Below are 24,118 nucleotides of genomic sequence, written 5' to 3' on the forward strand. Positions count from 1 at the left end.
TCAGCGAAACGCCGTAAGATTTCGGCGCTATGCCGATAGACCCGACAGATCGCCAGCTCCTGACCCTGCTCACCGAGAACGCCCGCGCTCCGGTGGCCGAGCTCGGCCGCAAGCTCGGCCTGTCACGCACGACGGTGCAGAGCCGGATCGAGCGGCTGGAGCGTCGCGGCGTCATCGCCGGCTACACCGCACGACTTTCGGAGGATTACGAGAAGGGCCAGGTCAAGGCGCATGTCCTGATCACCGCCCTGCCGAAGCTTGCGGCGCGCGTCGAGACGGAGCTGCGCCGCATCCCCGAGATCAGGACGTTGCATTCGATCAGCGGCCAATTCGACATGATCGCCGTGGTGGTCGCGCCCTCGATCGGCGAGCTCGACGGGCTGATCGATCGGATCGGCGCGCTCGAAGGCGTCGAGCGCACCATGTCCTCGATCATCCTGTCGACCCGGATCGAGCGGTAGCCTCAATCCGGCAGGACGCGTCCTCCGATGCGCGCCGCGGCGTCGCGCAGTGCGTCGAGATGCACCGGGCGCCCTTGTGGCGCGACGATCGAGGTCAGCGAGGAGATGCTGAGCGCGCCGGCGAGCGCGCCCGAGCGGTCGAAGATCGGCACGCCGACACCGGTCAACCCGATGAAGAAATCATCGGCTGCCAGCTCCCAGCCCTGCGCGCGGATGCGCTCGGCCTCGCGCCAGAGCAGGTTGGGATCAGTCTGGCTCGCCGGAGCACGCTTGGGCAGATCGAGCGACAAAGCGAGGCGCCGCTGATCGTCATCGAGAAAAGCCAGCAGCACGCGCGGGCCGCCGCCGCAGTTGAGTGGCGCCTGCGCGCCGACCGCGAACCAGGTCGCATCGACATGTGGCAGCGAGGCGCGGACGCGATCGACGCAGAGCCCTCGGCCGGCGATATGGACCCAGAGGAAGGCGGTCGCGCCGGTCTTCTCGGCAATCTCGGTCAGATAGGGGCCGGCGATGTCGCGCAGTTCGCGGCCGGTCGTCACCGCGCTGCCGAGTTCGATCAGCCCGACGGCCAGCGCATAGCTCTGGGAATGCTCATCGTATTCGACGAGTTCGTTGAGCTGCAAAGTCAGCAGCAGACGCCGCGTCGTACCCTTGTCGAGGCCGACCTGCCGGGCCAGCTCACTGAGGCCGAGCCGCGGATACTCCGGGCGGAAGGCCCTGAGCAAGGCGATCGCACGGTCGACGGCTCGGACGATCGGCACGCCCGGCGGCAGTTGTGCGGCCCTGTCCTCGTCTTTGTGCTTCATCGCAAGTGTGAGTACGCCATGTTCGTTTGCTGAGCGTGTCGCCTAATAACACGGCATGTCAATCCTTGACACGGAATTTGTCTCTCGCTTTCATTGCGGCGGAGCTTGCCAATGGACGCCTGATCGGGTGCGATCGGCCTGAGCTGGCTGGTGAACGAAAAACGGGGACGCCTGGACCGCTGCGTGCTGCGGATCCCGGCGCTGGGAACGGAGAACGACGATGACCGGATTGAGATTTGGCCTGGCGCTCGCCGCCTCCGTCCTGGCGCTCGGCGTGGCGCAGGCGCAGGAACCCAAGAAGGGCGGCACGGTCCACGTCGTCGTTCAGCCCGAGCCGCCGATGCTGATGCAGGGGCTCAACCAGAACGGCCCGACCAACATGGTCGCCGGCAACATCTACGAGTCGCTGCTGCGCTATAACGAGAAGCTCGAGCCGCAACCCTCGCTGGCCAAGAGCTGGGAGATCTCGCCGGACGCCAAGGTCTACACCTTCAAGCTGCAGGAGGGCGTGACCTGGCATGACGGCAAGCCGTTCACCGCCGACGACGTCGTCTTCACCCTCGACAAGTTCCTGCGCGAGGTCCATCCGCGCTGGCGCCCGATCGTCAACGCCCAGGTCGAGAAGATCGAGAAGGTCGACGACCTCACCGTGAAGATCACGCTGAAGCAGCCCTTCGGCCCGCTGATCATGACGCAGGAGGTCGCCTCCGCGCCGATGATCCCGAAGCACATCTATGACGGCACCGATTATCGCGCCAATCCGGCCAACAATACGCCGATCGGCACCGGCCCGTTCAAGCTGAAGGAGTGGAAGAAGGGCTCCTACATCCACCTCGTCAAGAACGAGAACTACTGGCTGAAGGGCAAGCCGAACCTCGACGAGATCTACTGGCAGATCATCCCCGACGCGGCGGCGCGCGCCGTCGCCTACGAGACCGGCAAGGTCGACGTGCTGACCGGCGGCTCGGTCGACGTCTACGACGTGGCGAGGCTCTCCAAGCTGCCCGACACCTGCATGACCACCAAGGGCTGGGAGATGTTCGCCCCCCATGCCTGGCTCACCCCGAATGTCCGCAACGGCATTTTGGGCAACAAGCAGTTCCGCCAGGGGCTGATGTACGCGATCGACCGCGAGTTCGGCCGCGAGGTGGTCTGGGGCGGGCTCGGCAAGCTGCCGACCGGCCCGATCTCGTCGAAGACCAAGTTCTATTCGGCGGACGTGCCGAAATATGCCTTCGACCCGGCCAAGGCGAAGGAGCTGATCAAGGCATCCGGCTACAAGGGCGAGACGATCCGCCTGCTCAACCTGCCCTATGGCGAGACCTGGACGCGCTGGACCGAGGCGATCAAGCAGAACCTCGAGGATGTCGGGGTCAAGGTGCAGGTCGAGAACACCGACGTGCCCGGCTGGACCCAGAAGGCCAGCAACTGGGACTTCGACCTCAACTTCAACTTCCTCTACCAGCTCGGCGACCCCGCCATGGGCGTGGCGCGCAGCTACATCACCTCGAATATCGCCAAGGGCAATCCCTTCGCCAATGTCGGCGGCTATTCCAATCCCGAGGTCGACAAGCTCTTCGCCGAGGCGGCGATCGCGCCGACGGACAGCGCGCGACAGGAGCTTTACACGAAAGTGCAGAAGCTCCTGGCGGACGAATTGCCGGTGCTCTGGCTGCTCGAGATGGATTTCCCGACCATCTATCGCTGCAACGTCAAGAACCTCGTCACCACCGGCATCGGTGTCGACGACGGCTTCCGCGATGCCTGGAAGGAGTGAGTTCCAAAGCTGATCGCCTGGGCAATGTCGTCCCGGACAAGCCGCGTCAGCGGCGCCGATCCGGGACCCATGCCTGAACCGTTCCGGTATGGGTCCCGGGTCTCCCTCCGGTCGCCCGGGACGACGGCAAGCAAAAGACGGGTCTGAATGAACCTCGCGCAATTCCTCGCCGGCCGGCTCGCGAAGGGGATCGTCGTCCTCTTCGCCATCGCGGTGCTGAACTTCTTCCTGATCCGGGCCGCCCCTGGTGACCCGGCGCAGGTGCTGGCCGGCGAAGCCGGCGCTGCCGACGAGCAATTGCTGATCCAGTTGCGCGAGCGCTTCGGCCTCGACCAACCGCTGCTGACGCAGCTCTGGGTCTATCTCAAGGGCTACCTCAGCTTCGATCTCGGCTTCAGCTATCGCCAGCAGCAGAGCGTGCTGAGCCTGATCCTCGACCGCCTGCCGGCGACGCTGCTGCTGACCGGCGCCGCCTTCATCGTCTCGCTGGGCTTAGGGACCCTGATGGGCGCGCTCGCCGCCCGCCGCGCCGGCCGCTGGCAGGACAGCGTCATCACCACGCTGGCTCTGGTCTTCTATGCGACGCCGCTGTTCTGGGTCGCGCTGATGAGCCAGATCGTCTTCTCGCTGAAACTCGGTCTCGTACCCAATGTCGGCTACGAGAGCATCGGCGCGAACTATACCGGGCTCGCCCGCGCGCTCGATATCGCCAGCCATCTCGTCCTGCCGGCCCTGACGCTCGGCCTGTTCTTCACTGCGCTCTATGCCAGGATGATGCGGGCCTCGATGCTCGAGGTCGCCGGCGCCGATTTCGTCAAGACGGCCCGCGCCAAGGGGCTCAGCCCCGGCGTGATCTCGCGTCGCCATGTCGCCCGCAACGCCATCCTGCCGGTGGTGACGCTGGCGGGCCTGCAGGCCGGCCAGCTCGTCGGCGGCGCGGTGCTGACCGAGACCGTCTTCGCCTGGCCCGGTATCGGCCGCCTGATGTTCGATGCCCTGGTGCAGCGCGACTATTCGGTGCTGCTCGGCGTCTTCTTCATCTCCTCGGCCATGGTCGTCGGCTTCAATATCCTGACCGATATCGTCTACCGGCTGGCCGATCCGCGCATCGAGGCGGTGTCATGAGCTTCCTCAAGCGCTTTTCCCGCAATCGCGGCGCCCTGATCGGCCTTGCCATCCTGATCGCGGTGGTGCTCTTTGCCATCCTCGCGCCCTCGCTCTATCCGCAATCGCCCTGGCGGACGGTGGCGCGGCCATTCCTCGCGCCCTTCGTCATGGATCGCTTCCCGCTCGGTACCGACACGCTCGGGCGCGACATCGCCTCCGGCTTGGCCCACGGCGCCCGCGTCTCGCTGACGATCGGCCTGGTCTCGACGATTGTCGCGCTGCTGATCGGCGTGCCCCTCGGCGCCATCGCCGGCTATGCCGGCGGTTTCATCGACGATGCGCTGATGCGCTTCACCGAATTCTTCCAGACCATCCCCTCCTTCGCGCTCGCGATCGTCCTGGTCGCGATCCTGCAACCCAAGCTCGGCTCGATCGTGCTCGCCATCGGCGTGGTCAGCTGGCCGCCGGTGGCGCGATTGGTGCGAGGCGAGGTGCTGTCGCTGAAGACGCGCGAATACGTCCAGGCCGCGATCACCATCGGTCAGCCGACCTCGCGGATCATCTGGAGCCAGGTCCTGCCCAACACGATTGCGCCGATCATCGTCATGGGCTCGCTGATGATCGGCTCGGCGATCCTGCTGGAATCCTCGCTCTCCTTTCTCGGCCTCGGCGACCCCAACCTGATGAGCTGGGGCTATATGGTCGGCGCCGGCCGCACCCGCCTGCTCGACGCCTGGTGGATCAGCTTCTTTCCGGGCGTCGCGATCTTCCTGACCGTGCTGGCGCTCAATCTCGCCGGCGAGGGACTGAACGACGCGCTGAACCCGCGCCTCGCCCGGGAGAGGGAATGATGGCTGGTCCCGTTCTCTCGATCGAAGGCCTGAAGCTCGCTCTGCCTGTCATGGCCGACCGGCCCTATGCGGTCGAGGATGCGACGCTCGCGATCGCCGCGGGCGAGACGCTCTGCGTCGTCGGCGAGTCCGGCTCCGGCAAGTCGATGATCGCCCATGCCGTGATGGGGCTGTTGCCCAGGGTGGTGAAGCCGGTCGCGGGTGCGATCAAGCTCGCTGGCCGCGACCTGCTGGCGCTCTCGGAAGACGCGATGCAGGACGTGCGCGGCCGCGAGGTCGGCATGATCTTCCAGGAGCCGATGACCTCGCTCAACCCGGTCATGCGCGTCGCAGACCAGATCGTCGAGACCTTCGAGGCGCATAAGCTGCTGAGCAAGCCGCAGCGCTATGCGAGAGCCGTCGCATTGCTGACCGAGGTCGGTCTGCCCGAGCCGGAGCGACTGGCGCGCGCCTATCCGCACGAGCTCTCCGGCGGCCAGCGCCAGCGCGTGATGATCGCGATGGCGCTCGCGCTCGAGCCCAAGCTCCTGATCGCCGACGAGCCGACCACCGCGCTCGATGTCACCACGCAGGCGCAGATCCTCAAGCTGCTCGACAATCTCCGCCACAAGCACGGCACAGCGGTCTTGTTCATCACCCACGACATGGGCGTCGTTGCCGAGATCGCCGATCGCATCGCCGTGCTGGAGAAGGGCGTCCTGGTCGAGGAGGGCACCGTCGATCAGGTGCTGGGTTCGCCGCGCCATCCCTATACGCAGAAGCTGCTCGCCGCCGTGCCGTCGCTGACGCCGCCGGAGCGGCCGCCGCTGCCGGAGAGCAAGCCGGTGCTCACCGTCGAAAAGCTCGGCAAGGTCTATCGCAAGCGCTCCTTCTTCCGCCCTGGCCGCGAAGTGAGGGCAGCCGAGGATGTCAGCTTCACGCTGGCGCGGGGCGAGACGCTCGGGCTGGTCGGCGAGTCCGGCTCGGGCAAGTCGACGGTCGGGCGCTGCTGCCTGCGCCTGATCGAGCCGGATTCGGGCCGCATCACTCTCGGTGATCTCACCATCACCGACCTCAGCGTCGCGGCGCTGCGCCCGCATCGCAAGCGCATCCAGATGGTCTTCCAGGACCCGTTCGCCTCGCTCAATCCGCGCCAGACAGTGGGCCGGATCATCTCGGACGGGCCGGTCGCGCATGGCGCCTCGCGCAAGGATGCGCTGGCGCGGGCGAAGGAGCTGCTCGAACTGGTCGGCCTCTCCGCCAACGCGATCGACCGCTACCCGCATGAATTCTCCGGCGGGCAGCGCCAGCGCATCGGCATCGCCCGGGCACTCGCGCTGGAGCCGGATGTGCTCGTTGCCGACGAGGCGGTCTCGGCGCTCGACGTCTCCGTGCAGGCGCAGATCCTCAAGCTGATCAAGGACATCCAGCAGCGGCTCGGCCTCGCCATCCTGTTCGTCACCCACGATCTGCGCGTCGCCGCGCAGATCTGCGACAAGATCGCGGTGATGCAGCGCGGCAGGATCGTCGAGGCCGGCCCGACCGCCGCGCTCTTCGCCGCCCCCCAGCACGATTACACCCGCCAATTGCTCGCCGCTGTCCCAGGCGGGGAGCGGTTCGGGCGGTGACCACACTCGTCATGGTCGGACTTGTCCCGACCATCAACGCCTTCGTTGGGCGCAGGCCGTGTCCAAGACGTGGATGCTCGCCACAAGGGCGAGCATGACGGCGTAACCCTAAGACTGCCGGAGACCCCCAGCCATGCCGCTCGATCCCGCCTTGCGCGACCGCATCCTTAGCTCCGTCGAAGCGGGCTTTGCCGAGCAGATCGCCTTCACCCAGGAGATGATCCGCTTCCCCTCGACGCGCGGCGACGAGCACACCGTCCAGGACTTCATCTTCCGCGCCTTGAAGCAACGCGGCTTCACCATGGACCGCTTCGCCATGGATCGCGAGGCGATCGGCCGCCATCCCGGCGGCGCGCCGTTTTCGGAGACGCATTCGGAAGCGCCGATCGTCGTCGGCATCCACCACCCTCGCGAGGAAAAGGGCCGCTCGCTGATCCTGCAGTCCCATGTCGACGTGGTGCCGACCGGCCCGGCCGAGCTCTGGACGCATCCGCCCTTCGATCCCGTCATCGAGGGTGACTGGCTCTATGGCCGCGGCGGCGCCGACATGAAGGCGGGTGGTGCGGCCAACCTATTCTGCCTCGACGCGCTCCGGCGCATCGGCCTGCAGCCGGCGGGAACCGTCTATGTCCAGTCGGTGGTCGAGGAGGAATCGACCGGAAACGGCGCGCTGATGACGCATCTGCGTGGCTACGAGGCCGATGCGGTGCTGATCCCGGAACCTGAAGAGGAGATGCTGGTGCGCGCCAATACCGGCGTGCTCTGGTTCCAGTTCGAGGTCCGCGGCGTGCCGATGCATGTGCGCGAGATGGCGGCCGGGGCGAATGCGATCGACGCGGCCTACCGGGTCATCGGCGCTCTGCGCGAGGTCGAGGCGGCGCTGAATCGCGAAAAGATCGGCCGGCCGCATTTCGAGGATGTCGCCCATCCGATCAACCTCAACATCGGCAAGATCGAGGGCGGCGACTGGGCTTCGTCGGTGCCGTGCTGGTGCAAGGTCGACTGCCGCATCGGCCTCTATCCCGGCATGTCGGCCGAAGAGCTCGGCAAGCGCATCGAGGCGAAGGTGCTCGCCTTCGCGCGCACCGACACGTTCCTCTCGAACAACCCGCCCAAGGTCGTCTTCAACGGCTTCTGGTCGGAGGGCTATGTGCTCGAGCCCGGCAGCGAGGCCGAGGCCGTGCTCGGCAATGCCCACAAGGCTTCGACCGGCAAGGCACTGAAGAGCTTCATGACCCCCGGCTATCTCGATACCCGGGTCTACGCCCTCTACGACAAGGTGCCGGCGCTCTGCTACGGGCCGATCTCGCAGAACATCCACGCCTTCGACGAGCGCGTCAGTCTGGCGTCGCTGAAGCGCATCACCGGCACGATGGCGCTCTTCGTCGCCGAATGGTGTGGCGTCGAGCCGGTCGTGGGCTGAAGAAGGCAGGCCGGGTGCACGCCCGTCGTGCATCCAGCCTCCACTGAAATCACATGACGCCGCCAACGCATCCTCCCGCATAGTCGCGCCATGCCGTCAGTGCCCGCCCGCTCGCTCCTGCTCGTCCCGCTGCTCGGGCTGCTCTGGGGCTTCAATTGGCCGGCGGTCCGGATCTCGCTGACCGAGATCGCGCCCTGGACCTTGCGGGCCGGCGGCATGACCTTCGCCGGCCTCGCTCTGGTCGCGGTCGCTCTGGCGCGCGGCGTCAGTCTCAAGGTGCCCACGGCGCATTGGCCGAGGCTGATCGTCGCCGGCATCCTCTCGATCGCCGCCTTCAACATCCTGCTCGCCTTCGCGCAGTTGATGGCGCCGACCTCGCGCGCCGCGATCCTGACCTTCACCATGCCGGTCTGGGCGACGCTGATGGCCTGGCCGGTACTGGGCGAGCACTTTGACCGCCCGCGGCTGATCGGCCTGGGGCTCGGCATTGCCGGATTGCTCTGCCTCGGCCTGCCGCTGATCAAGGCGGGGCAGTTGTCGCCGGGGCTCGCGCTCGCCTTGCTTGCGAGCGTCAGCTGGGCGCTCGGCACCATCGTCACCAAGCGCTGGCCGGTCGCGGCGCCGACGCTGTCGATCGCCGCTTGGCAATTGCTGATCGGCGGCGCGGCGGCCGGCATCGGCATGCTGATCTTTGAAGGCGTGCCGGTTCCGAAGGCGTTGTCGCCGCCGGTTGCGGCGGCACTGACCTTCCATATCCTCGGCGCGCAGGCGCTCGCCTATTTCCTCTGGTTCACCGTGATCGCCCGGCTTCCGGCCGGCATCGCCAGCCTGGGGACGCTGATGGTTCCGGCGGTTGGAGCGCTCGGCTCGGTGCTGCTTCTCGGCGAGCGTCCGGCGGCCAGCGACTGGCTTGGGCTCGTGCTCGTCGTCGCAGCCTCGGGCGCGATTCTGGTCTCGCCGAAACCGGGTCGTTGACCCTAGGTCATTTTTTCTTCGTCCCAACCGGAACCTTTTGCGCAACGCAGCGTTCAGCGCGTTCGACATATCACATGCCAAGGTTCCAAACGTGCTTCAGATTGCGGAAGGTCCGGTGACCGCCGAGCGTTATCGATTGCTGGTGGAGTCCGTCACGGACTACGCGATCTACATGCTCGATCCGCAGGGAACGGTGATCAGCTGGAACCCCGGCGCCCGGCGCTTCAAGGGCTATGAGGACCACGAGATCATCGGCCAGTCCTTCTCGCGCTTCTACACCGAGGAGGATCGCGCTGCCGGCTTGCCGGACCGCGCCTTGCGCATCGCCGTGGAGGAGGGTCGTTTCGAGCGGGAGGGCTGGCGGGTCCGCAAGGACGGCACTCGTTTCTGGGCCCATGTCGTCATCGATCCGATTCTCAACCCGGCGACCGGCAAGGTGCTCGGCTATGCCAAGGTGACGCGGGATCTGACCGAGCGACGCGAAGCCGAACAGGCGCTGCGGCGCAGCGAAGAGCGCTTTCGCCTGCTGGTCCAGGGTGTCACCGATTACGCGATCTATATGATCGATCGCGACGGCACCGTGACCAACTGGAATGCCGGTGCGCAGCGGATCAAGGGCTATGCGCCCGACGAGATCATCGGCCAGCATTTCTCGTTGTTCTATCGCCCGGAGGACCGGGCCAATGGCGAGCCTGAGCGCGCCTTGCAGACGGCGATCGACAAGGGCAGCTTCGAGAAGGAGGGCTGGCGCCTGCGCAAGAACGGCGAAGCGTTCTGGGCGCATGTCGTGATGGATCCGATTCGAGACGATGCCGGCGAGATCATCGGCTTTGCCAAGATCACCCGCGACCTGACCGACCGCCGCAAGGTCGAGGCCGAGCTCGATGCTGCGAGGGAGGCATTGTTCCAGGCGCAGAAGATCGAGGCGCTCGGCCAGCTCACCGGCGGTGTGGCGCATGATTTCAACAACCTGCTGACGGCTGTGCTGGGCAGCCTCGAACTCGTGCGTCGCCAGATCGGCGACGAGCGCCAGCTCAATCTGATCGACAATGCGATCAAGGGGGCGAGCCGGGGGATCTCGCTGACGCAACGCATGCTGTCCTTCGCCCGCAAGCAGGAGCTGGCGCTGCAGCCGGTCGCGGTCGAGGTGCTTGTCGCCGAGATGGGGGATCTCCTGCAGCGCTCGCTGGGACCGCTGATCCAGATCGAGACGAACTTCCCCGCCGATCTCGCCATGGCTGCGGCCGATCCCAACCAGCTCGAAACCGCGGTGCTCAACCTCGCCGTCAATGCCCGCGACGCCATGCCGGAAGGCGGCGTGCTGCGGGTCGGAGCCGTAAATGAACATATCGGCCGTGGCCATCGGAGCGGTCTGCCGGAAGGCGACTATATTCGCCTCTCGGTTGCCGACACCGGGACTGGCATGGATGCGAAAACGCTTGCCCAGGCAACCGAACCCTTCTTCACCACCAAGGGCGTCGGCAAGGGCACCGGGCTCGGCCTCTCGATGGTGCACGGCATGGTCGAGCAGCTTGGCGGGCGGCTGCAGTTGGACAGCCATGTGGGACGAGGCACGACCGTGGAGATCTGGCTACCGGTGGCTGCCGCAGCCGTTATGGCCGAGCCTGTGCAATTGCCTGTCGAGGCGAAAACGGAGGCCGCCATGGCGCCGCGCTCGCTCACCGTGCTCGCGGTCGATGACGATGCGCTCGTGCTGATGAATACGACGGCGCTGCTCGAGGACCTCGGCCACAGGGTCATCGAGGCCAGCTCGGCCCGCGAGGCGTTGGCGATCCTGGAAGGTGGCGGAGAAATCGACCTGCTGATCACCGACCACGCCATGCCGCAGATGACCGGTGCGCAATTGATCGCCGAGGTCGGACAACGCTGGCCGGCTCTGCCGGTCATCCTCGCGACCGGTTACGCCGACCTGCCAGCCGGGGCGGGCGTGCTGCGCCTGAACAAGCCGTTCTGGCAGGCCGATCTGGAGAAGACGGTTGCGGCGGCGATGGCACGGCGCGCGACGGCGGCCGCAGCAGCCTGAGAAACCGCTACCGGGCCCGATCGGTTCGCTTGGGTGGTGCGGCTGCCGAGCCGCGCTCGACCAGCCGGGTCGGCAGCACGAGATCGAGAGGAGAGCCGCCTCCCGAGAGCTGTTCGATCAGCAGCTTCATCGCCGCCTGGCCGATCTCGCGGCGTGGCTGGTGGATGGTGGTGAGTTGCGGCTCGACCGCCTCCGCCAGCACGATGTCGTCGAAGCCGACCACCGAGACATCGTCTGGGACGTTGCGGCCGCGGGCGCGCAGCTCACCCATGGCGCCGACCGCCATCTGGTCGCTGGCGGCGAAGATGGCGGTGTAATCGACGCCTCTTGCAGCGAGCGTACGGATCGCGGCGCGGCCGGCGGCGAGGCCGAAATCGCCTTCGACGACGAGATCAGGGTCAGCCGTGATGCCCGCCTCGGCAAGGCCGGCGAGATAGCCGTCGCGGCGGTCGAGGCTCATCGGGTCGGGCATCGGGCCGGCGATATGGGCGATGCGGCGATGGCCGAGCCTGGCGAGATGAGCGACTGCCGCGCGTGCCGCGGCGTGGTTGTCGACCTTGACCGTCGGAAGATCGAGCCCGGGCAGCATCTCCAGCGCGACGACGATGGGCGGCAGGCGGCTGCGTCTGGCGAGGGCCTCGGGAAAGCGGCCGACCATCAGGATCAGCCCGTCGGCATGGCGCTCCCTGACCATGTCGACATAGCGCAGGATGCGCTCGTCATCGTCACGGGCATCGCCCATCAGCACCTTGTAGCCGGCATCGATCGCCGCCTCTTCGACGCCCTTGTAGATCTCAAGATAGAACGGGTTGCTGATGTCGCGCACCAGCAGGATCACGGTGCGCGTCGCCTGGAGGCGGAGATTGCGCGCCTGAGCGTTGGGAATGAAGCCGGTTGCCGCGACCGCTTCGAGCACGCGCTCGCGGGTGCGGGCCTTGACCTTCTCAGGCTGGGCCAGCGTGCGCGACACCGTCGCGGTCGAGACGCCGGCGAGGCGGGCGACTTCGGCGATGGTCGGAGCGGCTGTGGGTACGTCTTGCAAGGCCAATGATCTGGAAAAGCGGCAGCGAATCGGCAGGAGGAGGCAGGATGCCCATCATGCCGCAATCGCTGCCGATAGGGCAGGGGTGGGCGCCCGCGTCATGCGAGCGCCCAGTGTCGAGGTTACTTGCCGCCCCAGCGGGCCGGATAGTTCGTCATCTGCTCGCAGCCGCAGAGCGCATAGTGCAGCGGCGGCATCTTGTCGTTGACGAACTTGTCGAGGTTCTCGGCCGTGATCGCTGGTTGCGGCAGCTTCCAGGTCGGGCCAACGACTGGCTCGCCCTTGAGGATGCGGATCGCCGCGATCACCGGGGTGCGCCACTGATAGGTCGGATAGGTCGGCGCGATCGCGGTGAGCTTGTTCTTCTTCCACTTCTGCAGGAAGTCCTGCTGGTCTTCGCCATTGATCACCGGATAGGGCTTGCCGGCATCCTCGAAGGCTTCGAGCGCAGCGACCGCGGTGGCGCCGGCATCCATCCAGACGCCGTCGATCTTGCCGAAGCGATTGATGTAGTCCTCGACGATCGCCTTGGTCTTGGCGTTGTCGCCGTTGGTGAACTCGGCGCCGACGACCTTGATGCCCTTCTCCTTGAAGATGCGCTCGGCCGCGGCCCAGCGGTTCTCCAGCACGTCGACGCCGGGCAGGATGCGCAGCGCCAGCACCGAGCCGCCGGCCGGGATCTTTTCGGCGATGAAGCTCGCGCCCTGGATGCCGAAGCCGTAGCCGCCGATCGGGTTGATGAAAGTGACCGGCGCCTTGCTGTCGACGCCGCGGTCGAAGACCACGACGGGCAGCTTCTTGGCGGCCGCCTCGACCGCCGGCGTCAGCGCCGCGGTTGTGTTGGGCGAGACGATCAGCGCATCGCACTGGCCGCTGTTGACGAAGGCATTGATGTCCGAGATCTGCTTGTCGTCCTTGCCCTCGGCGTCGGCATGGGTGAACGAGGCGATGTCGGCCTTGTTGGCGTCGACCTCGGCCTGCATGTTGGTGAAGCCGACGACGCGCCAGGGATTGTTCACGCCCGCGTTGGAGAAGCAGAGCTTGTAGGGGCCGGGTTTCTTGTACTTGGCGGTGTCGACTTTCTCGCCGCCGAGGTTCTGCTCCCAGGGCTTGCCCTCCGGTCCCTGCGGGGCGACCGTCAGCAACGCCTTCTGGCGCTCGAACTCGGCGGGGTCGTTGAAGTTCTGGGCGATGGCACCCGTCGACAGTGCCGCCAGCAGCGCCGCCAAACCGATCTGCGTCTTCATGTTCACCTCCCTCTGTCACGCCGCCTTGCCGGCGGCCTTTGGCGGAGCACGTGGGATCACGCGCTTCCGAAAACTCGCTTCTACGTTCTCTTCATGCGCCAGGCGCTCGACGCCACCGCGGCGATCAGGATCAGGCCCTGCACAGTCTCGCGCAGCGGCTGCGGCAAACCCATCAGGTTGAGCAGGGTGAACAGAGCGAACAGGCTGAGCGCGCCGGCGACGGCGCCGGTCACGCTGGCGCGCCCGCCCAGCAGTTGCGCCCCGCCGATGACGCAGGCGGCGATCGCCTGCAGTTCGAGCCCCTGGCCGACCGCGGTCGAGACGCCGGCGAAGCCGCCGAGTAGGATGCCCGCGGTCACCGCCGACAGCGCCGAGATGATAAAGACGAGGACGCGCGTCGCGCCGACCGGCACGCCGGAAAGCTCCGCCGCGCGCGGATTGTCGCCGACCGCCAGCACCTGCCGGCCGAAGATCGTCGCGTGCAGCAGCCAGGCGGCGAGCGCGACGAAGACGATGAGGATGATCACTGAGAGCGGCATGATCCCGGTCACCGGCACGTCGCGGTAGACGAGGCGGCCGAGCGCCCGAAAATTCTCCGGCAGATAGCCGCGCGGCGCCCCGCCCGACCACATCAGCGCCGCGCCGTTGAGCGAGAGCAGCATGCCGAGCGTCGCGATGATCGAGGGCACCTTGAGCAGGGTGACGACGAGCCCGTTCACCAGCCCGACGCCGAGGCCGATCAGGTAGAGCACGCCGATCGTCCACCAGGTGTTGTCGGGATTGCCGCCGGCCAGCATCGAGCCGCCGAGCACGGTCAGCGTGACCAGCGAGCCCATCGACAGGTCGAAGCCGCCGCCGGCGATGACGAAGAGCTGGCCGCAGGCGAGGATGATCAGCGGCGCTGCCCGACGCAGGAGGTTGAGGAAGCCCTCGACCTCGAAATAGCTCGGCTGCAGCACGGCGATCATGCCGTAGAGCACGAGGAAGACGGCAACGCCGACATTGATGCCGCGGACGAGGCGCAGTGCCGTCGACGGTCCGGACTGGGCGGCTGCGGCGCTCATGCGACATGCCCCTTGCTGCGCACCGCGTAGACGGCGACGGCGAGGATGACGATGGCGCCGCGCAGCACCTGCTTCGGAAAGGCGTCGATGCCGGTCATGTTGAAGACGGCATCGAGCGTGGCGAACAGGAAGACGCCGGCGAGCGTGCCCCAGACCCCGCCGCGCCCGCCGGCGAGCAGCGTGCCGCCGATCACCACCACGGCGATGGATTCAAGGTCATAAACGCCGTCGCGGCCGACCCAGGGCGCCCCGGCGCGCAAGCGGCTGGCAAGATAGAGCCCGGTGAGGCCGGCCATGAGCGAGCACAGCACATGCGCGCCGATCATCACGCGCTCGGTGCGGATGCCGGCGAGGCGGGCGCCATCGCGGTTGCCGCCGGTGGCGTAGAGATGCGCGCCGAAGCGCGTGCGGCTCAAAAGCAGCCAGATCGTGAATGCCAGCACGAACAGCAGCAGCACCGACCAAGGCAGGGGCCCGATCCGGCCATAGGCGAAGGCCTGGAAGGCTGCCGGAACCGAGCCGGCGAAATTGGTGAAGCTCGCCGAGAGCAGGCCCTGCAGGATCAAACCGACCCCGAGCGTCGCGATCAGCGGGTTGACGTCGAGCCGGGCGATGATGAGGCCATTGACGAGGCCGACCGCCGCCGAGAGCGCCAGCACCGCGAGCACGGCAGGGGCGATCATCGCCGGCTCGCCCTTCATGATGAAGGAGGCGAGCACGGCGGAGACGCTGATCAGGTTGGCGACCGAGAGGTCGATCGAGCCGACCAGGATGGTCAGCGTCTGCCCGAGCGCGACGATGCCGAGGCCGACCATGCGCTGGGTCAGGCCAATGAGCCCCTCGCTGGTAAGATAGGCGTGCTGCCCGGTTGCGAGCGCGGTCGCGACATAAAGCGCGAGCGAGCCAGCGAATAGCAGTGGCGCTACCGGCACGTCGCGCGCTGGGCGGGCAGCCGCGATGTCGGCGCTCGCGCTCATGCCGCGGCCTCCGTCGTGCCGGTGCCCAGCGCGAGGTGCATCACGTCTTCCTCGCTGGCGCCGCGCGCCAGCTCCCCGGCGATGCGGCCCTCGTGCATGACGAGGATGCGGTCGCTGACGCCGATGATCTCCGGCAGGTCGGAGGAGATCATCAAGATGGCGCGGCCGCGATCGGCGAGGCCGCGCATCAATTGGTAGATCGCCGCCTTGGCCGCGACATCGATGCCGCGGGTCGGCTCCAGGAAAATCAGGACCTTGGGGTCGCGCGCCAGCCAGCGGCCGATCACGACCTTCTGCTGGTTGCCGCCGGAGAGCTCGCGGATCTCCTGGGCGAAGCCGGCGGCCCGGACATCGACCTCGGTCAGTTGCCGGTCGGCGGCGGTGCGGGCCATCGCGCCGGACCCCGGCGGCAGCAGGCGGCGCGCAAAGGCGCGCAGCGTCATCAGGACATTGTCGCGCAGCGATTGCTGTGGCGCGATGCTCTCCTTCTTGCGGTCGTCGGAGAGGAAGCCGATCCCGGCGGTGATTGCGGCGCGCGGCGATGAGATCAACCCGTCCCGCCCATCGATGGTCATGCGGCCGCGCGTAAAGGGCTCGTCACCGAAGAGGGCACGCCCGAGCGCGCCCTTGCCCGAGCCCTCGAGCCCGGCGACGCCGACGATCTCGCCGGCCCGCAGGTCGAGCGCGATGTCGGAGAGGATGGCGTTGGCCGCGCGCTGCACCGACAACACGACCGGGCCTAGCTGCCCAGGATCAGCCGGCAGCGGGAAGAAATCGGCGAGGTCGCGGCCGACCATCAGCCTGACGATCATCGCCGGCGTCAGCGCCGAGGCGGGGCGCGTCGCGACGAGCTTGCCGTCCTTCAGCACGGTGATGCGGTCGGCGATCGCCTTCAATTCGGCCATGCGATGGGAGATGTAGAGGATCGCAGCGCCCTCGCGCCTGAGCGTCCCGACCAGTTCCAGAAGTCGGCCGGCATCGCGCTCGTCGAGCGCCGCGGTAGGCTCGTCCATGACGATGATCTGCGCATCGAGCGCCAGCGCCTTGGCGATCTCGACCAGCTGCTGCTCGGCGATCGAGAGCGATTTCACCGGAGCGCCCGGATGCAGTCTGGCACCGACACGCTCCAGCAGCTTGCGCGCGCCCTCCTGCATCGCGGCGCGATCGAGCAGGCCGCTGCGGGTCGGCTCGAGGCCGAGGAAGATGTTGTCGGCGACGCTGCGCTCGGGCAGCAGGCTGAGTTCCTGATGGATGATGCTGATCCCGGCCCGGCGCGCCTCGACCGGGTGCTTGAATGCGATCGGTTTCCCAGCCAGGAGGATCTCGCCTTCGTCGGGGCGATAGACGCCGCCCAGCACCTTCATCAGCGTCGACTTGCCGGCGCCGTTCTCGCCGCAGATGGCGTGGACCTCGCCGGCATGGCAATCAAGGCTGACATCGTCGAGCGCGCGCACGCCGGTGAAGCTCTTGCCGATGCCGCGCATCGAAAGGATCGGCGTGCTTGCACTCATGCCGCACCTGCCTGCGCCCAGCCGCGCCGGATGAAGCCGTGGCTCTCGGTGAGGAGCGTATCGAGGTCGGGGAAGAGGTCGCGCCAGACCCGCGTTGCCGCCGCGAGCGAGGGCAGGGCGCGGCCGAAGGCCTCGACCGTCAGCCAGCCGTCATAGCCGGTGGCGCGGATGGCGCGGAACGTCTGCGCCCACGGCACATGGCCGCGCCCGACGATGCCGCGATCGTTCTCCGAGAGGTGGATGTGGTTGATCTCGGAGGCATAGCGGCTGTAGGCGCCGACTGGATCGCGCTCCTCGATATTGGCGTGGAAGGTGTCGTACATGTAGCCGAAGTTCGGATGCGCGACCTTCGCCTTCAGCGCGCTCGCCGCCTCCATGGTGTTGAGCGCGTAGCATTCGAAGCGGTTGATCGCCTCCAGCGAGAGCGCGATCCCGGCCTTGTCGGCATCACCCGCCATGACGTGCAGGGCCTCGGTGAGATGAGCGAGCTCGTCCTCGCGCGGGCCTTCTCCGGTAAAGACGCCGACCGGCGAGTGATAGGGGCCGGCGATGACGGTGGCGCCGAGCGCCGCGGCGCAGTCGACCGCCCAGCGATGCCGTTCGCGCGCCTTCTGGCGGACCAACGGATCGGGCGAGAGCGGGTTGCTGTCCTCGGCGACGATGGTGACGATGGTGCGGGCCAGGCCGATCTCATCGAGGCGGCGGCCGAGCCGCTCGTAGTGGCCGACATCGCCTTCGAAGACGGGAATCTCGACCCCGTCATAGCCGATCTCGCGGATGCGCTCGCACAAGGGCAGATGCGCTTCGTCGATGAAGCCGCCGACCGTCAGCAGATTGAAGCCGATCTGGACCATGGCCTTAGCTTTCGCGGCAAGGTTCAGCGCAGTTGGACGGCATCGCTGCCGCGGTCGGAAAAGACGGATGAACTGGTGGCGCTGACGCACATGACCGGTACTCCTCCCTCGCACGGCTCATTCTATGGAACCGCTTCGGAATGGATTATGTAATCGATTGCAAAACTGTCAACCGGCGACTTTCGTGACTGTTCGCCAGTCGGGTGCCGGAGCGCGGCATCGCCCAGATGGCCGGGCCTAATCCTCGTCCCGGTTTGGAAATTCTTTCTTCCCGGCTGCCCAGCCATGCTTGCCGATCAGCGGCACGAAGCTGACGGGCACGAGGCGCTCGCTCTTGAAAGTATCCTCTGCCTGCCGTGTCAGCTTGGTCAGCACCTGGCCGTATCCGCTCAGCCCGACCGGGATGACGAGCCGCCCGTCTATGGCAAGCTGTTGCTTCAAGGCGCCGGGAATGTCGGGACTGCCGGCCGAGACGATGATCGCGTCGAACGGCGCCTCCGTGGGCAAACCTTCAGTCCCGTCGGCGCAGAGGATCTCGGCATTGTCGTAGCCGAGCTGCTGCAGCCGCTTCGTGGCCTGCATCGCTAATGCGGCATGCCGCTCGATCGCGAAGACCTTGCGCGCCACGCGGCTGACCAGCGCCGCGACATAGCCCGAGCCGGCACCGATTTCGAGCACCTTGTCCGGCGTGGCGATGCTCGCCGCTTCCAGCATCAAGGCTACGACATAGGGCTGCGAGATCGTCTGCTCCTCGCCTATCGGGATCGGGCCGTCCCGATAGGTGAATTCCGCCAGATTGGCTGGTACGAAGGCCTCGCGCGGGACCTGCCGCATCGCCCCCAGGACCCGCTCGTCGCGAATGCCGCGGGCGGCGATCTGCTGCTCGACCATCCTCTGGCGGGCACAAGTAAAATCGATGGCCTCGGGCATGGTGCCTCCGCGAGCCGCAGCTTGGTGGGACGATGTCGCCATCGGCAAGACCGCTGCTGGAGATAAACGCGAGGACAACGCGTAGGTTCGCGCCGCCAGATTTCGTCGAGATAAGGCCAGACATGATCGGGTTGCATGGCAGCAGATACCCGGTCGAGACTTCAGGATGTCGGATTCGGACGGTTTTTCGATCGGCTTCCGCTCTGCTCAGTAGCGGGGCGGTGATAGGACGGAACCGCGGCAGATGTCGGCCTGGCTTTTCGCGTCGGAGCACAAACCTGCCATGCAGGAGGCGGCAAGCGAGCGCTTCCGCCTCCTGCCAGAGGCATCTTTGAAAAGACATTCCATTGACCCCGCCTGTTTTCGTAGGAAGAATGTCAGTATCGAGCGCCGATAACTGCGCCCAATCGCGGGATTTGCTGGAGCAGCTTGCACCGCGTCAACAATGCTAAAAGCACCACGATGAAATCGTGGGCTCCGAATGCGGAGACACGTTGATGAAACCAGGTAATACTTTGGATCCCGAGCGATCGGGCGGCCAGCCGCGAAGTTCCTGATCCTTCGCCCTGCGGCCTGACCGCCGGGCCCGTCATTCCCTAGCAGCGTCCGCGTTCCGGCTTGCCCGGCCGGAGCGTCGTTCCCTGGCGACGCGCGCTTCGCTGCGTCCTCCCGCCAGCCGAGGCCTTCATGACTGTCGTCTCGCTCGTCACTCCAGCATCTGCGGCGCCCCGCCGCTTCGGCCGGTCTGCGCCGGCACAAGCCGAAGCGCCGAACTTCCGTGCAGCGCTGCGCCATCTCGCTGGCGGCGTCAGCGTGATCACGACCGGGCAGGGCGAGGATCGTACCGGGCTGACCGTGACTTCGCTCTCGTCGCTCTCGGCCGAACCGCCCACGGTGATGTTCGGCCTCAACCTGGGCTCGTCGAGCTTTCCGGTGCTCGCCCGCCATCGCAGCTTCGGCGTCAACTTCCTCAACGCCACGCAGAAGCAGATCGCTGACCGCTTCGCCGGCCGCGGTGGCGAGAAGGGCGAGGCGCGCTATGCCGGCGCGAGCTGGAGCGAAGGCGTAACCGGCGCTCCGCTGCTGGACGGCGCTTTGGCCGCGCTCGACTGCGAGGTCGAGGAGCTGATCGAGCGGCATTCACACGCTATTGTCATCGGCCGCGTCCGCGAGGTCAGGCTCGGCGGTGACGATGCAGCGCTGGTCTATTGGCGCGGCGATTACGAACGCCTCGGCTGGATGGCCGAGGAGGCGCGCACGGCCTGCGGCCTGCGCGGCATCTGACCCCTGCGAGATAACTCATGGCCTACGCCCTCAGCCTGCTCGACAAGAGCCCGATCCTCGACGGCGAGAGCGCGGTCGATGCCCTGCAGCGCACGATCGCTCTGGCGCAGGCTGCCGAGCGGCTGGGCTATCGCCGCTTCTGGCTGGCCGAGCACCATGGCTTTCCCGGCCTCGCCAGCTCGGCGCCGGAGGTGCTGGTGGCGCATCTGATCGCCCGGACCCGGCGCATCCGCATCGGCTCCGGCGGCGTGCTGTTGCAGCACTACAGCCCCTACAAGGTCGCCGAGACCTTCAACCTGCTCGCCGCGCTGGCACCGGATCGCATCGATCTCGGCATCGGCAAGGCGCCGGGCGGCCTGCCGCTCTCGACCAAGGCGCTGCGCGTCCAGCACGATCCCAAGGGCGCTCGCTCCTTCGAAGCGCTGCTGGCGGAGCTCGACGGCTTCCTTTCGGGTTCGCTCGATGCGGATGATCCGCTTGCCGGCGCGCAGGCCCTGCCGAAGCCGCCTGCGCCAGTGGAGCGCTTCCTGCTCGGTGCCAGTCCGGATAGCGCAAGGCTCGCGGCAGAGCGCGGCTGGCGCTTCGTCTTCGCCGGCCAGCTCAATGGCGACCCGAAGGCGATCGAGGCCAGCCTCAACGCCTATGCCGAGGCCGGCGCAAAGCAGCGGCCGCTGTTCGGCCTCGCTGCCCTCGCCGCCGCGACGGCCGAGGAGGCGCGCGCCCTCACTGACCCGTTGCGGGTGGTCAGGCTGACGCTCGACAACGGCCAGAGCGTCAATCTCGGTAGCGAGGAGCAGGCGGCCGAGTTCGCCCGCCAGGCTGGCGCCGCCTCCTTCACCACGGAAATCCGCCGTCCCAGCATCCTTGCCGGCACTGCCGACGACGTCCGGCGTGAGCTCGATGCGCTCTCGGCCCGCTTCGGCATCGTCGAATTCGTCATCGACACGCCCGCCGCCGCGACGGCCCAGCGTCTCGCCTCGATCACGCTGCTCGCCGGCGACGCGCCGGCACTCGCCGCCTGAGCCGACAGGAGACACCGATGAGCAAGACCCGTCTCACCTTCGGCCTGATGCTGCAGGGCCCCGGCAGCCACATGAACGCCTGGCGCCACCCGAGCAATCCGCCCGATGCCAGCGTCAATCTCGACTTCTTCATCCGCAACGCCCGCAAGGCCGAGGAGAACGGCATCGCCTTCGCCTTCGTCGCCGACGGGCTCTACATCAACGAGAAGTCGATCCCGCATTTCCTCAACCGCTTCGAGCCGCTGACCATCCTGTCGGCGCTGGCGACGGCGACGAAGAAGCTCGGCCTCGTCGGCACGGTCTCGACCTCCTATAGCGACCCCTTCACCATCGCCCGGCAATTCGCCTCGCTCGACCTGATCTCGGGTGGGCGCGCCGGCTGGAATGCGGTGACTTCGCCGCTGGAGGGCTCTGGCCGCAACTACGGCCGCCCGCATCCCGAGCATTCCCTGCGCTACGAGATCGCGCACGAATATCTCGACATCGCCAAGGGCCTCTGGGATTCCTGGGACGACGACGCCTTCGTCCGCGACCGCGAGGCCGGCCGCTTCTTCGACCGCGAGAAGTTGCATACCCTCGGCTATAAGGGTCGCTTCTTCCAGGTCGAGGGCCCGCTCAACATTCAGCGTTCGCCGCAGGGTCAGCCGGTGTTGTTCCAGGCCGGCGCCTCGGATGCCGGCATCGGCCTCGCCGGTCGCCATGCCGATGCAGTCTTCGCCAACCATGTCTCGCTGGAAGAGGGGCAGGCCTTCTATCGCAGCATCAAGACCAGCGCGATCGCGCAGGGGCGGCTGGCCGACGACGTCAAGATCTTCCCGAGCGCAGGGCCGATCGTCGGGCGCACCCGGCAGGAGGCCGAGGACAAGTACCAGGCAATCCGCGATCTCGTCTCGATCGACGAGGCGCTCGCCTATCTCGGGCGCTTCTTCGACCATCACGACTTCAGCGCCTATCCGCTCGACGCCCCGTTCCCCGAGCTCGGCGATATCGGCAAGAACAGCTTCCGCTCGACCACCGACCGGATCAAGCGCACCGCCGCCCTGAAGCGCCAGACCCTGCGCGAGGCAGCACTGGAAGCGGCTACACCACGCGCCGATTTGATCGGGTCCACCAAGGAAATCGCCGACATCCTGATCGAGCGCGTCGAGAAGCAGGTGGCCGACGGCTTCATCCTCGGCTTCCCGGTGATTGGGCAGGGCTTGGACGATTTCGTCGAGCTGGTCATCCCGGAGCTGGAGGCGCGCGGCGTCTATGACCGCAACCTGCCGGGTTCGACCTTGCGCGACCATCTTGGCCTGCCGCGCCGCGAGAGCCGCTATGCGCGTCCCGCTCCTTCATCCGTGCCGCGCAAGGCCGGCTGAGCCGATCGCATGACCGTTCACGCCCCCATCGCCAGCGCCGGCATCGATCCTGGCATCGCCGCCTCGATCGAGGAATTCATCGCGCTGCGGCATGATCTGCACCGGCATCCCGAGCTTGCCTTCCGCGAGACCCGCACCAGCGCGATCGTCGCCGAGCGGCTGGCGAGCTATGGCTACGAGGTCTCGACCGGGCTCGCCGGCACCGGCGTGGTCGGGCAGTTGCGAAAGGGCGATGGCACGCGCCGGCTCGGCCTGCGCGCCGACATGGATGCCCTGCCGATCAACGAGCAGACGCCGCGCGCCTATGCCAGCGAAACTGCCGGCGTCATGCATGCCTGCGGCCATGACGGCCACACCGCGATCCTGCTGGCGGCGGCAAAGCGGCTGGCCGAGCGCGATTTCTCCGGCACGCTCAACCTGATCTTCCAGCCGGCCGAGGAGATCGGCGCCGGCGCGCGCAAGCTGCTCTCGGAAGGGTTGTTCGAGCGCTTCCCCTGCGACGCCGTCTTCGGCCTGCACAACTGGCCGGGCGTGCCATTGGGCCAGTTCGGCTTCGTCGAGGGGCCGGTGATGGCGGCGGTCGACAAGGCCATCATCCGGGTCGTCGGCAAGGGCGGGCACGGCGCCTCGCCGCATGAGACGGTCGATCCGGTGGTCGCCGCATCCAGCCTCGTGCTGGCGCTGCAGAGCATCGTCTCGCGCAATGTCGATCCGCGCCAGGCCGCCGTCGTCACTGTCGGCTCGATCCATGGCGGCGAGGCCTCGAACGTCATTCCCGATAGCGTCGAGCTGAAGCTGACCATCCGCAGCTTCGACGCGGATGTGCGCAGGCAGCTGGAAGAGCGCATCCCCGTGCTGGCGCGTGCGCAGGCCGAAAGCTTCGGCGCGACGGCCGAGGTCAGCTATCACCGCGGCTTCCCGGCGCTGACAAACCATGTCGCCGAGACGCAATTTGCCCGCGAGGTCGCACTTGCGGCTTTCGGCCCAGACCGGGTCGAGCCCGATTTCAAGCCGCGCATGGCGAGCGAGGATTTCGCCTTCCTGCTCGAAGCCCGGCCCGGCAGCTATCTCTTCGTCGGCAATGGCGACAGCGCCCCACTGCACAACCCCGCCTACGATTTCGATGACGGCATCATCGCCCCCGCCGCGAGCTTCTGGGTTCGCCTCGCCCGCACCTTCCTCGTCTAGACCTGCCAACCGGAGAGGCTTCCCGCCATGTCCGACCAGTTCCTCTACACCACCCCGCTCGATCCGCTCGCCGAGCCTTTGGTCGAGCAGCTCACCTGGGAATACGCCACCCGCTATGGCAATTATTTTGGCGAGGAGCCCGGCGCCGAGATGAGCCGCTATCCGGCTTCGCTGTTCGCGCCGCCCGACGGCAATTTCGTCCTGCTGCTGCGCGACGGGCGCGCCATCGCCGGCGGCGCCTTCAAGCGCCATGACGAGCAGACGGCCGAGCTGAAGCGGATCTGGACCGACACAGCCTTCCGCCGCCAGGGCCTCGCCCGCCGCGTCGTCGGGGAGCTGGAAGCGCAGGCGGTGCGTCAGGGCTATGGCAAGATCTTCCTGACTACTGGCTTCCGTCAGCCGGAAGCCAGGGATCTCTACCTCAACACCGGCTACACGCCGCTCTTCGACCCCGCGGTCGATCCCGAGATCTACAAGAAGCTCGCCTTCGAGAAGGATCTGGCGGTTGCAGCCTATCGGCCGCGCCCGCCCGCCGAGCAACTGCCACTCAGCGCCGCCTGATCGCGCCGCTTCGCAAGCATCAAGGG

At 67.1% G+C, this 24,118-nt stretch carries 21 protein-coding genes; 13 read left to right on the forward strand and 8 right to left on the reverse strand.

The window, feature by feature from the left end; all coding sequences use genetic code 11:
- Nucleotides 1-29: 29 nt before the first annotated feature.
- Nucleotides 30-461 carry an Lrp/AsnC family transcriptional regulator gene (locus AC1DS0_RS19370; RefSeq protein ID WP_476815907.1) on the forward strand — a complete coding sequence of 144 codons (432 nt, stop codon included), beginning with the start codon at nt 30-32 and terminating at the stop codon, nt 459-461.
- 2 nt (nt 462-463) lie between these two features.
- Here AC1DS0_RS19370 and AC1DS0_RS19375 read toward each other — a convergent pair whose 3' ends face one another.
- Nucleotides 464-1,267 (reverse strand): IclR family transcriptional regulator, encoded by an 804-nt coding sequence (locus AC1DS0_RS19375; RefSeq protein ID WP_476815908.1) that lies wholly within the window; start codon nt 1,265-1,267, stop codon nt 464-466.
- Nucleotides 1,268-1,487: 220 nt separating this feature from the next.
- Between AC1DS0_RS19375 and AC1DS0_RS19380 the strand changes: the two genes are divergently transcribed.
- From AC1DS0_RS19380 to AC1DS0_RS19410, 7 genes are all read left to right on the forward strand, one after another.
- Complete coding sequence (locus tag AC1DS0_RS19380) at nt 1,488-3,044, forward strand: ABC transporter substrate-binding protein (RefSeq protein WP_476815909.1); 1,557 nt, start codon at nt 1,488-1,490, stop codon at nt 3,042-3,044.
- 147 nt (nt 3,045-3,191) lie between these two features.
- The gene (locus tag AC1DS0_RS19385; RefSeq protein WP_476815910.1) at nt 3,192-4,169 is read left to right on the forward strand and encodes an ABC transporter permease; all 978 of its coding nucleotides are present in this window, start codon (nt 3,192-3,194) and stop codon (nt 4,167-4,169) included.
- The gene (locus AC1DS0_RS19390; protein WP_476815911.1) at nt 4,166-5,002 is read left to right on the forward strand and encodes an ABC transporter permease; all 837 of its coding nucleotides are present in this window, start codon (nt 4,166-4,168) and stop codon (nt 5,000-5,002) included. The genes AC1DS0_RS19385 and AC1DS0_RS19390 overlap by 4 nt, the downstream gene beginning before the upstream one ends.
- Nucleotides 5,002-6,609, forward strand: a complete 1,608-nt coding sequence (locus AC1DS0_RS19395) for an ABC transporter ATP-binding protein (RefSeq protein ID WP_476815912.1) — start codon at nt 5,002-5,004, stop codon at nt 6,607-6,609. Before AC1DS0_RS19390 ends, AC1DS0_RS19395 begins: the two co-directional genes overlap by 1 nt.
- Before the next feature lie 133 nt (nt 6,610-6,742).
- On the forward strand, nt 6,743-8,032 hold the full coding sequence (locus tag AC1DS0_RS19400) for an ArgE/DapE family deacylase (RefSeq protein WP_476815913.1): 1,290 nt from the start codon (nt 6,743-6,745) through the stop codon (nt 8,030-8,032).
- 90 nt (nt 8,033-8,122) lie between these two features.
- Entirely contained in the window at nt 8,123-9,007 is an 885-nt protein-coding gene (locus tag AC1DS0_RS19405; protein ID WP_476815914.1) for a DMT family transporter, read from the forward strand.
- 115 nt (nt 9,008-9,122) lie between these two features.
- Nucleotides 9,123-11,051 carry a hybrid sensor histidine kinase/response regulator gene (locus tag AC1DS0_RS19410; protein ID WP_476815915.1) on the forward strand — a complete coding sequence of 643 codons (1,929 nt, stop codon included), beginning with the start codon at nt 9,123-9,125 and terminating at the stop codon, nt 11,049-11,051.
- Nucleotides 11,052-11,058: 7 nt separating this feature from the next.
- On the opposite strand, the gene AC1DS0_RS19415 is transcribed toward AC1DS0_RS19410, so the two are convergent.
- The 7 genes from AC1DS0_RS19415 to AC1DS0_RS19445 form a co-directional block, all read right to left on the reverse strand.
- Nucleotides 11,059-12,093, reverse strand: a complete 1,035-nt coding sequence (locus tag AC1DS0_RS19415) for a LacI family DNA-binding transcriptional regulator (protein WP_476815916.1) — start codon at nt 12,091-12,093, stop codon at nt 11,059-11,061.
- Nucleotides 12,094-12,215: 122 nt separating this feature from the next.
- Nucleotides 12,216-13,340 (reverse strand): substrate-binding domain-containing protein, encoded by a 1,125-nt coding sequence (locus AC1DS0_RS19420; RefSeq protein ID WP_476815917.1) that lies wholly within the window; start codon nt 13,338-13,340, stop codon nt 12,216-12,218.
- Nucleotides 13,341-13,420: 80 nt separating this feature from the next.
- On the reverse strand, nt 13,421-14,404 hold the full coding sequence (locus AC1DS0_RS19425; RefSeq protein ID WP_476815918.1) for an ABC transporter permease: 984 nt from the start codon (nt 14,402-14,404) through the stop codon (nt 13,421-13,423).
- Nucleotides 14,401-15,381, reverse strand: a complete 981-nt coding sequence (locus AC1DS0_RS19430; protein ID WP_476815919.1) for an ABC transporter permease — start codon at nt 15,379-15,381, stop codon at nt 14,401-14,403. Before AC1DS0_RS19430 ends, AC1DS0_RS19425 begins: the two co-directional genes overlap by 4 nt.
- Nucleotides 15,378-16,892, reverse strand: a complete 1,515-nt coding sequence (locus tag AC1DS0_RS19435; protein WP_476815920.1) for a sugar ABC transporter ATP-binding protein — start codon at nt 16,890-16,892, stop codon at nt 15,378-15,380. Before AC1DS0_RS19435 ends, AC1DS0_RS19430 begins: the two co-directional genes overlap by 4 nt.
- Nucleotides 16,889-17,746, reverse strand: coding sequence for a sugar phosphate isomerase/epimerase family protein (locus AC1DS0_RS19440; protein ID WP_476815921.1), 858 nt, complete (start codon nt 17,744-17,746; stop codon nt 16,889-16,891). Before AC1DS0_RS19440 ends, AC1DS0_RS19435 begins: the two co-directional genes overlap by 4 nt.
- Nucleotides 17,747-17,983: 237 nt before the next feature.
- Nucleotides 17,984-18,676 carry a protein-L-isoaspartate(D-aspartate) O-methyltransferase gene (locus AC1DS0_RS19445; protein ID WP_476815922.1) on the reverse strand — a complete coding sequence of 231 codons (693 nt, stop codon included), beginning with the start codon at nt 18,674-18,676 and terminating at the stop codon, nt 17,984-17,986.
- Between the two features lie 687 nt (nt 18,677-19,363).
- Between AC1DS0_RS19445 and AC1DS0_RS19450 the strand changes: the two genes are divergently transcribed.
- Genes AC1DS0_RS19450 through AC1DS0_RS19470 form a run of 5 tightly spaced genes read left to right on the forward strand, consistent with a single transcriptional unit; the run spans nt 19,364 to nt 24,092 of the window.
- Entirely contained in the window at nt 19,364-19,960 is a 597-nt protein-coding gene (locus AC1DS0_RS19450) for a flavin reductase family protein (RefSeq protein WP_476815923.1), read from the forward strand.
- Nucleotides 19,961-19,977: 17 nt separating this feature from the next.
- The gene (locus AC1DS0_RS19455; RefSeq protein WP_476815924.1) at nt 19,978-20,982 is read left to right on the forward strand and encodes an MsnO8 family LLM class oxidoreductase; all 1,005 of its coding nucleotides are present in this window, start codon (nt 19,978-19,980) and stop codon (nt 20,980-20,982) included.
- A gap of 17 nt (nt 20,983-20,999) precedes the next feature.
- Nucleotides 21,000-22,343, forward strand: a complete 1,344-nt coding sequence (locus AC1DS0_RS19460; protein ID WP_476815925.1) for an LLM class flavin-dependent oxidoreductase — start codon at nt 21,000-21,002, stop codon at nt 22,341-22,343.
- Between the two features lie 9 nt (nt 22,344-22,352).
- Nucleotides 22,353-23,531, forward strand: a complete 1,179-nt coding sequence (locus AC1DS0_RS19465; RefSeq protein WP_476815926.1) for a M20 aminoacylase family protein — start codon at nt 22,353-22,355, stop codon at nt 23,529-23,531.
- A gap of 27 nt (nt 23,532-23,558) precedes the next feature.
- Nucleotides 23,559-24,092 carry a GNAT family N-acetyltransferase gene (locus AC1DS0_RS19470; RefSeq protein ID WP_476815927.1) on the forward strand — a complete coding sequence of 178 codons (534 nt, stop codon included), beginning with the start codon at nt 23,559-23,561 and terminating at the stop codon, nt 24,090-24,092.
- Nucleotides 24,093-24,118 lie beyond the last annotated feature (26 nt).

It is taken from the genome of Allobosea sp. P4_H5 (assembly GCF_056400825.1).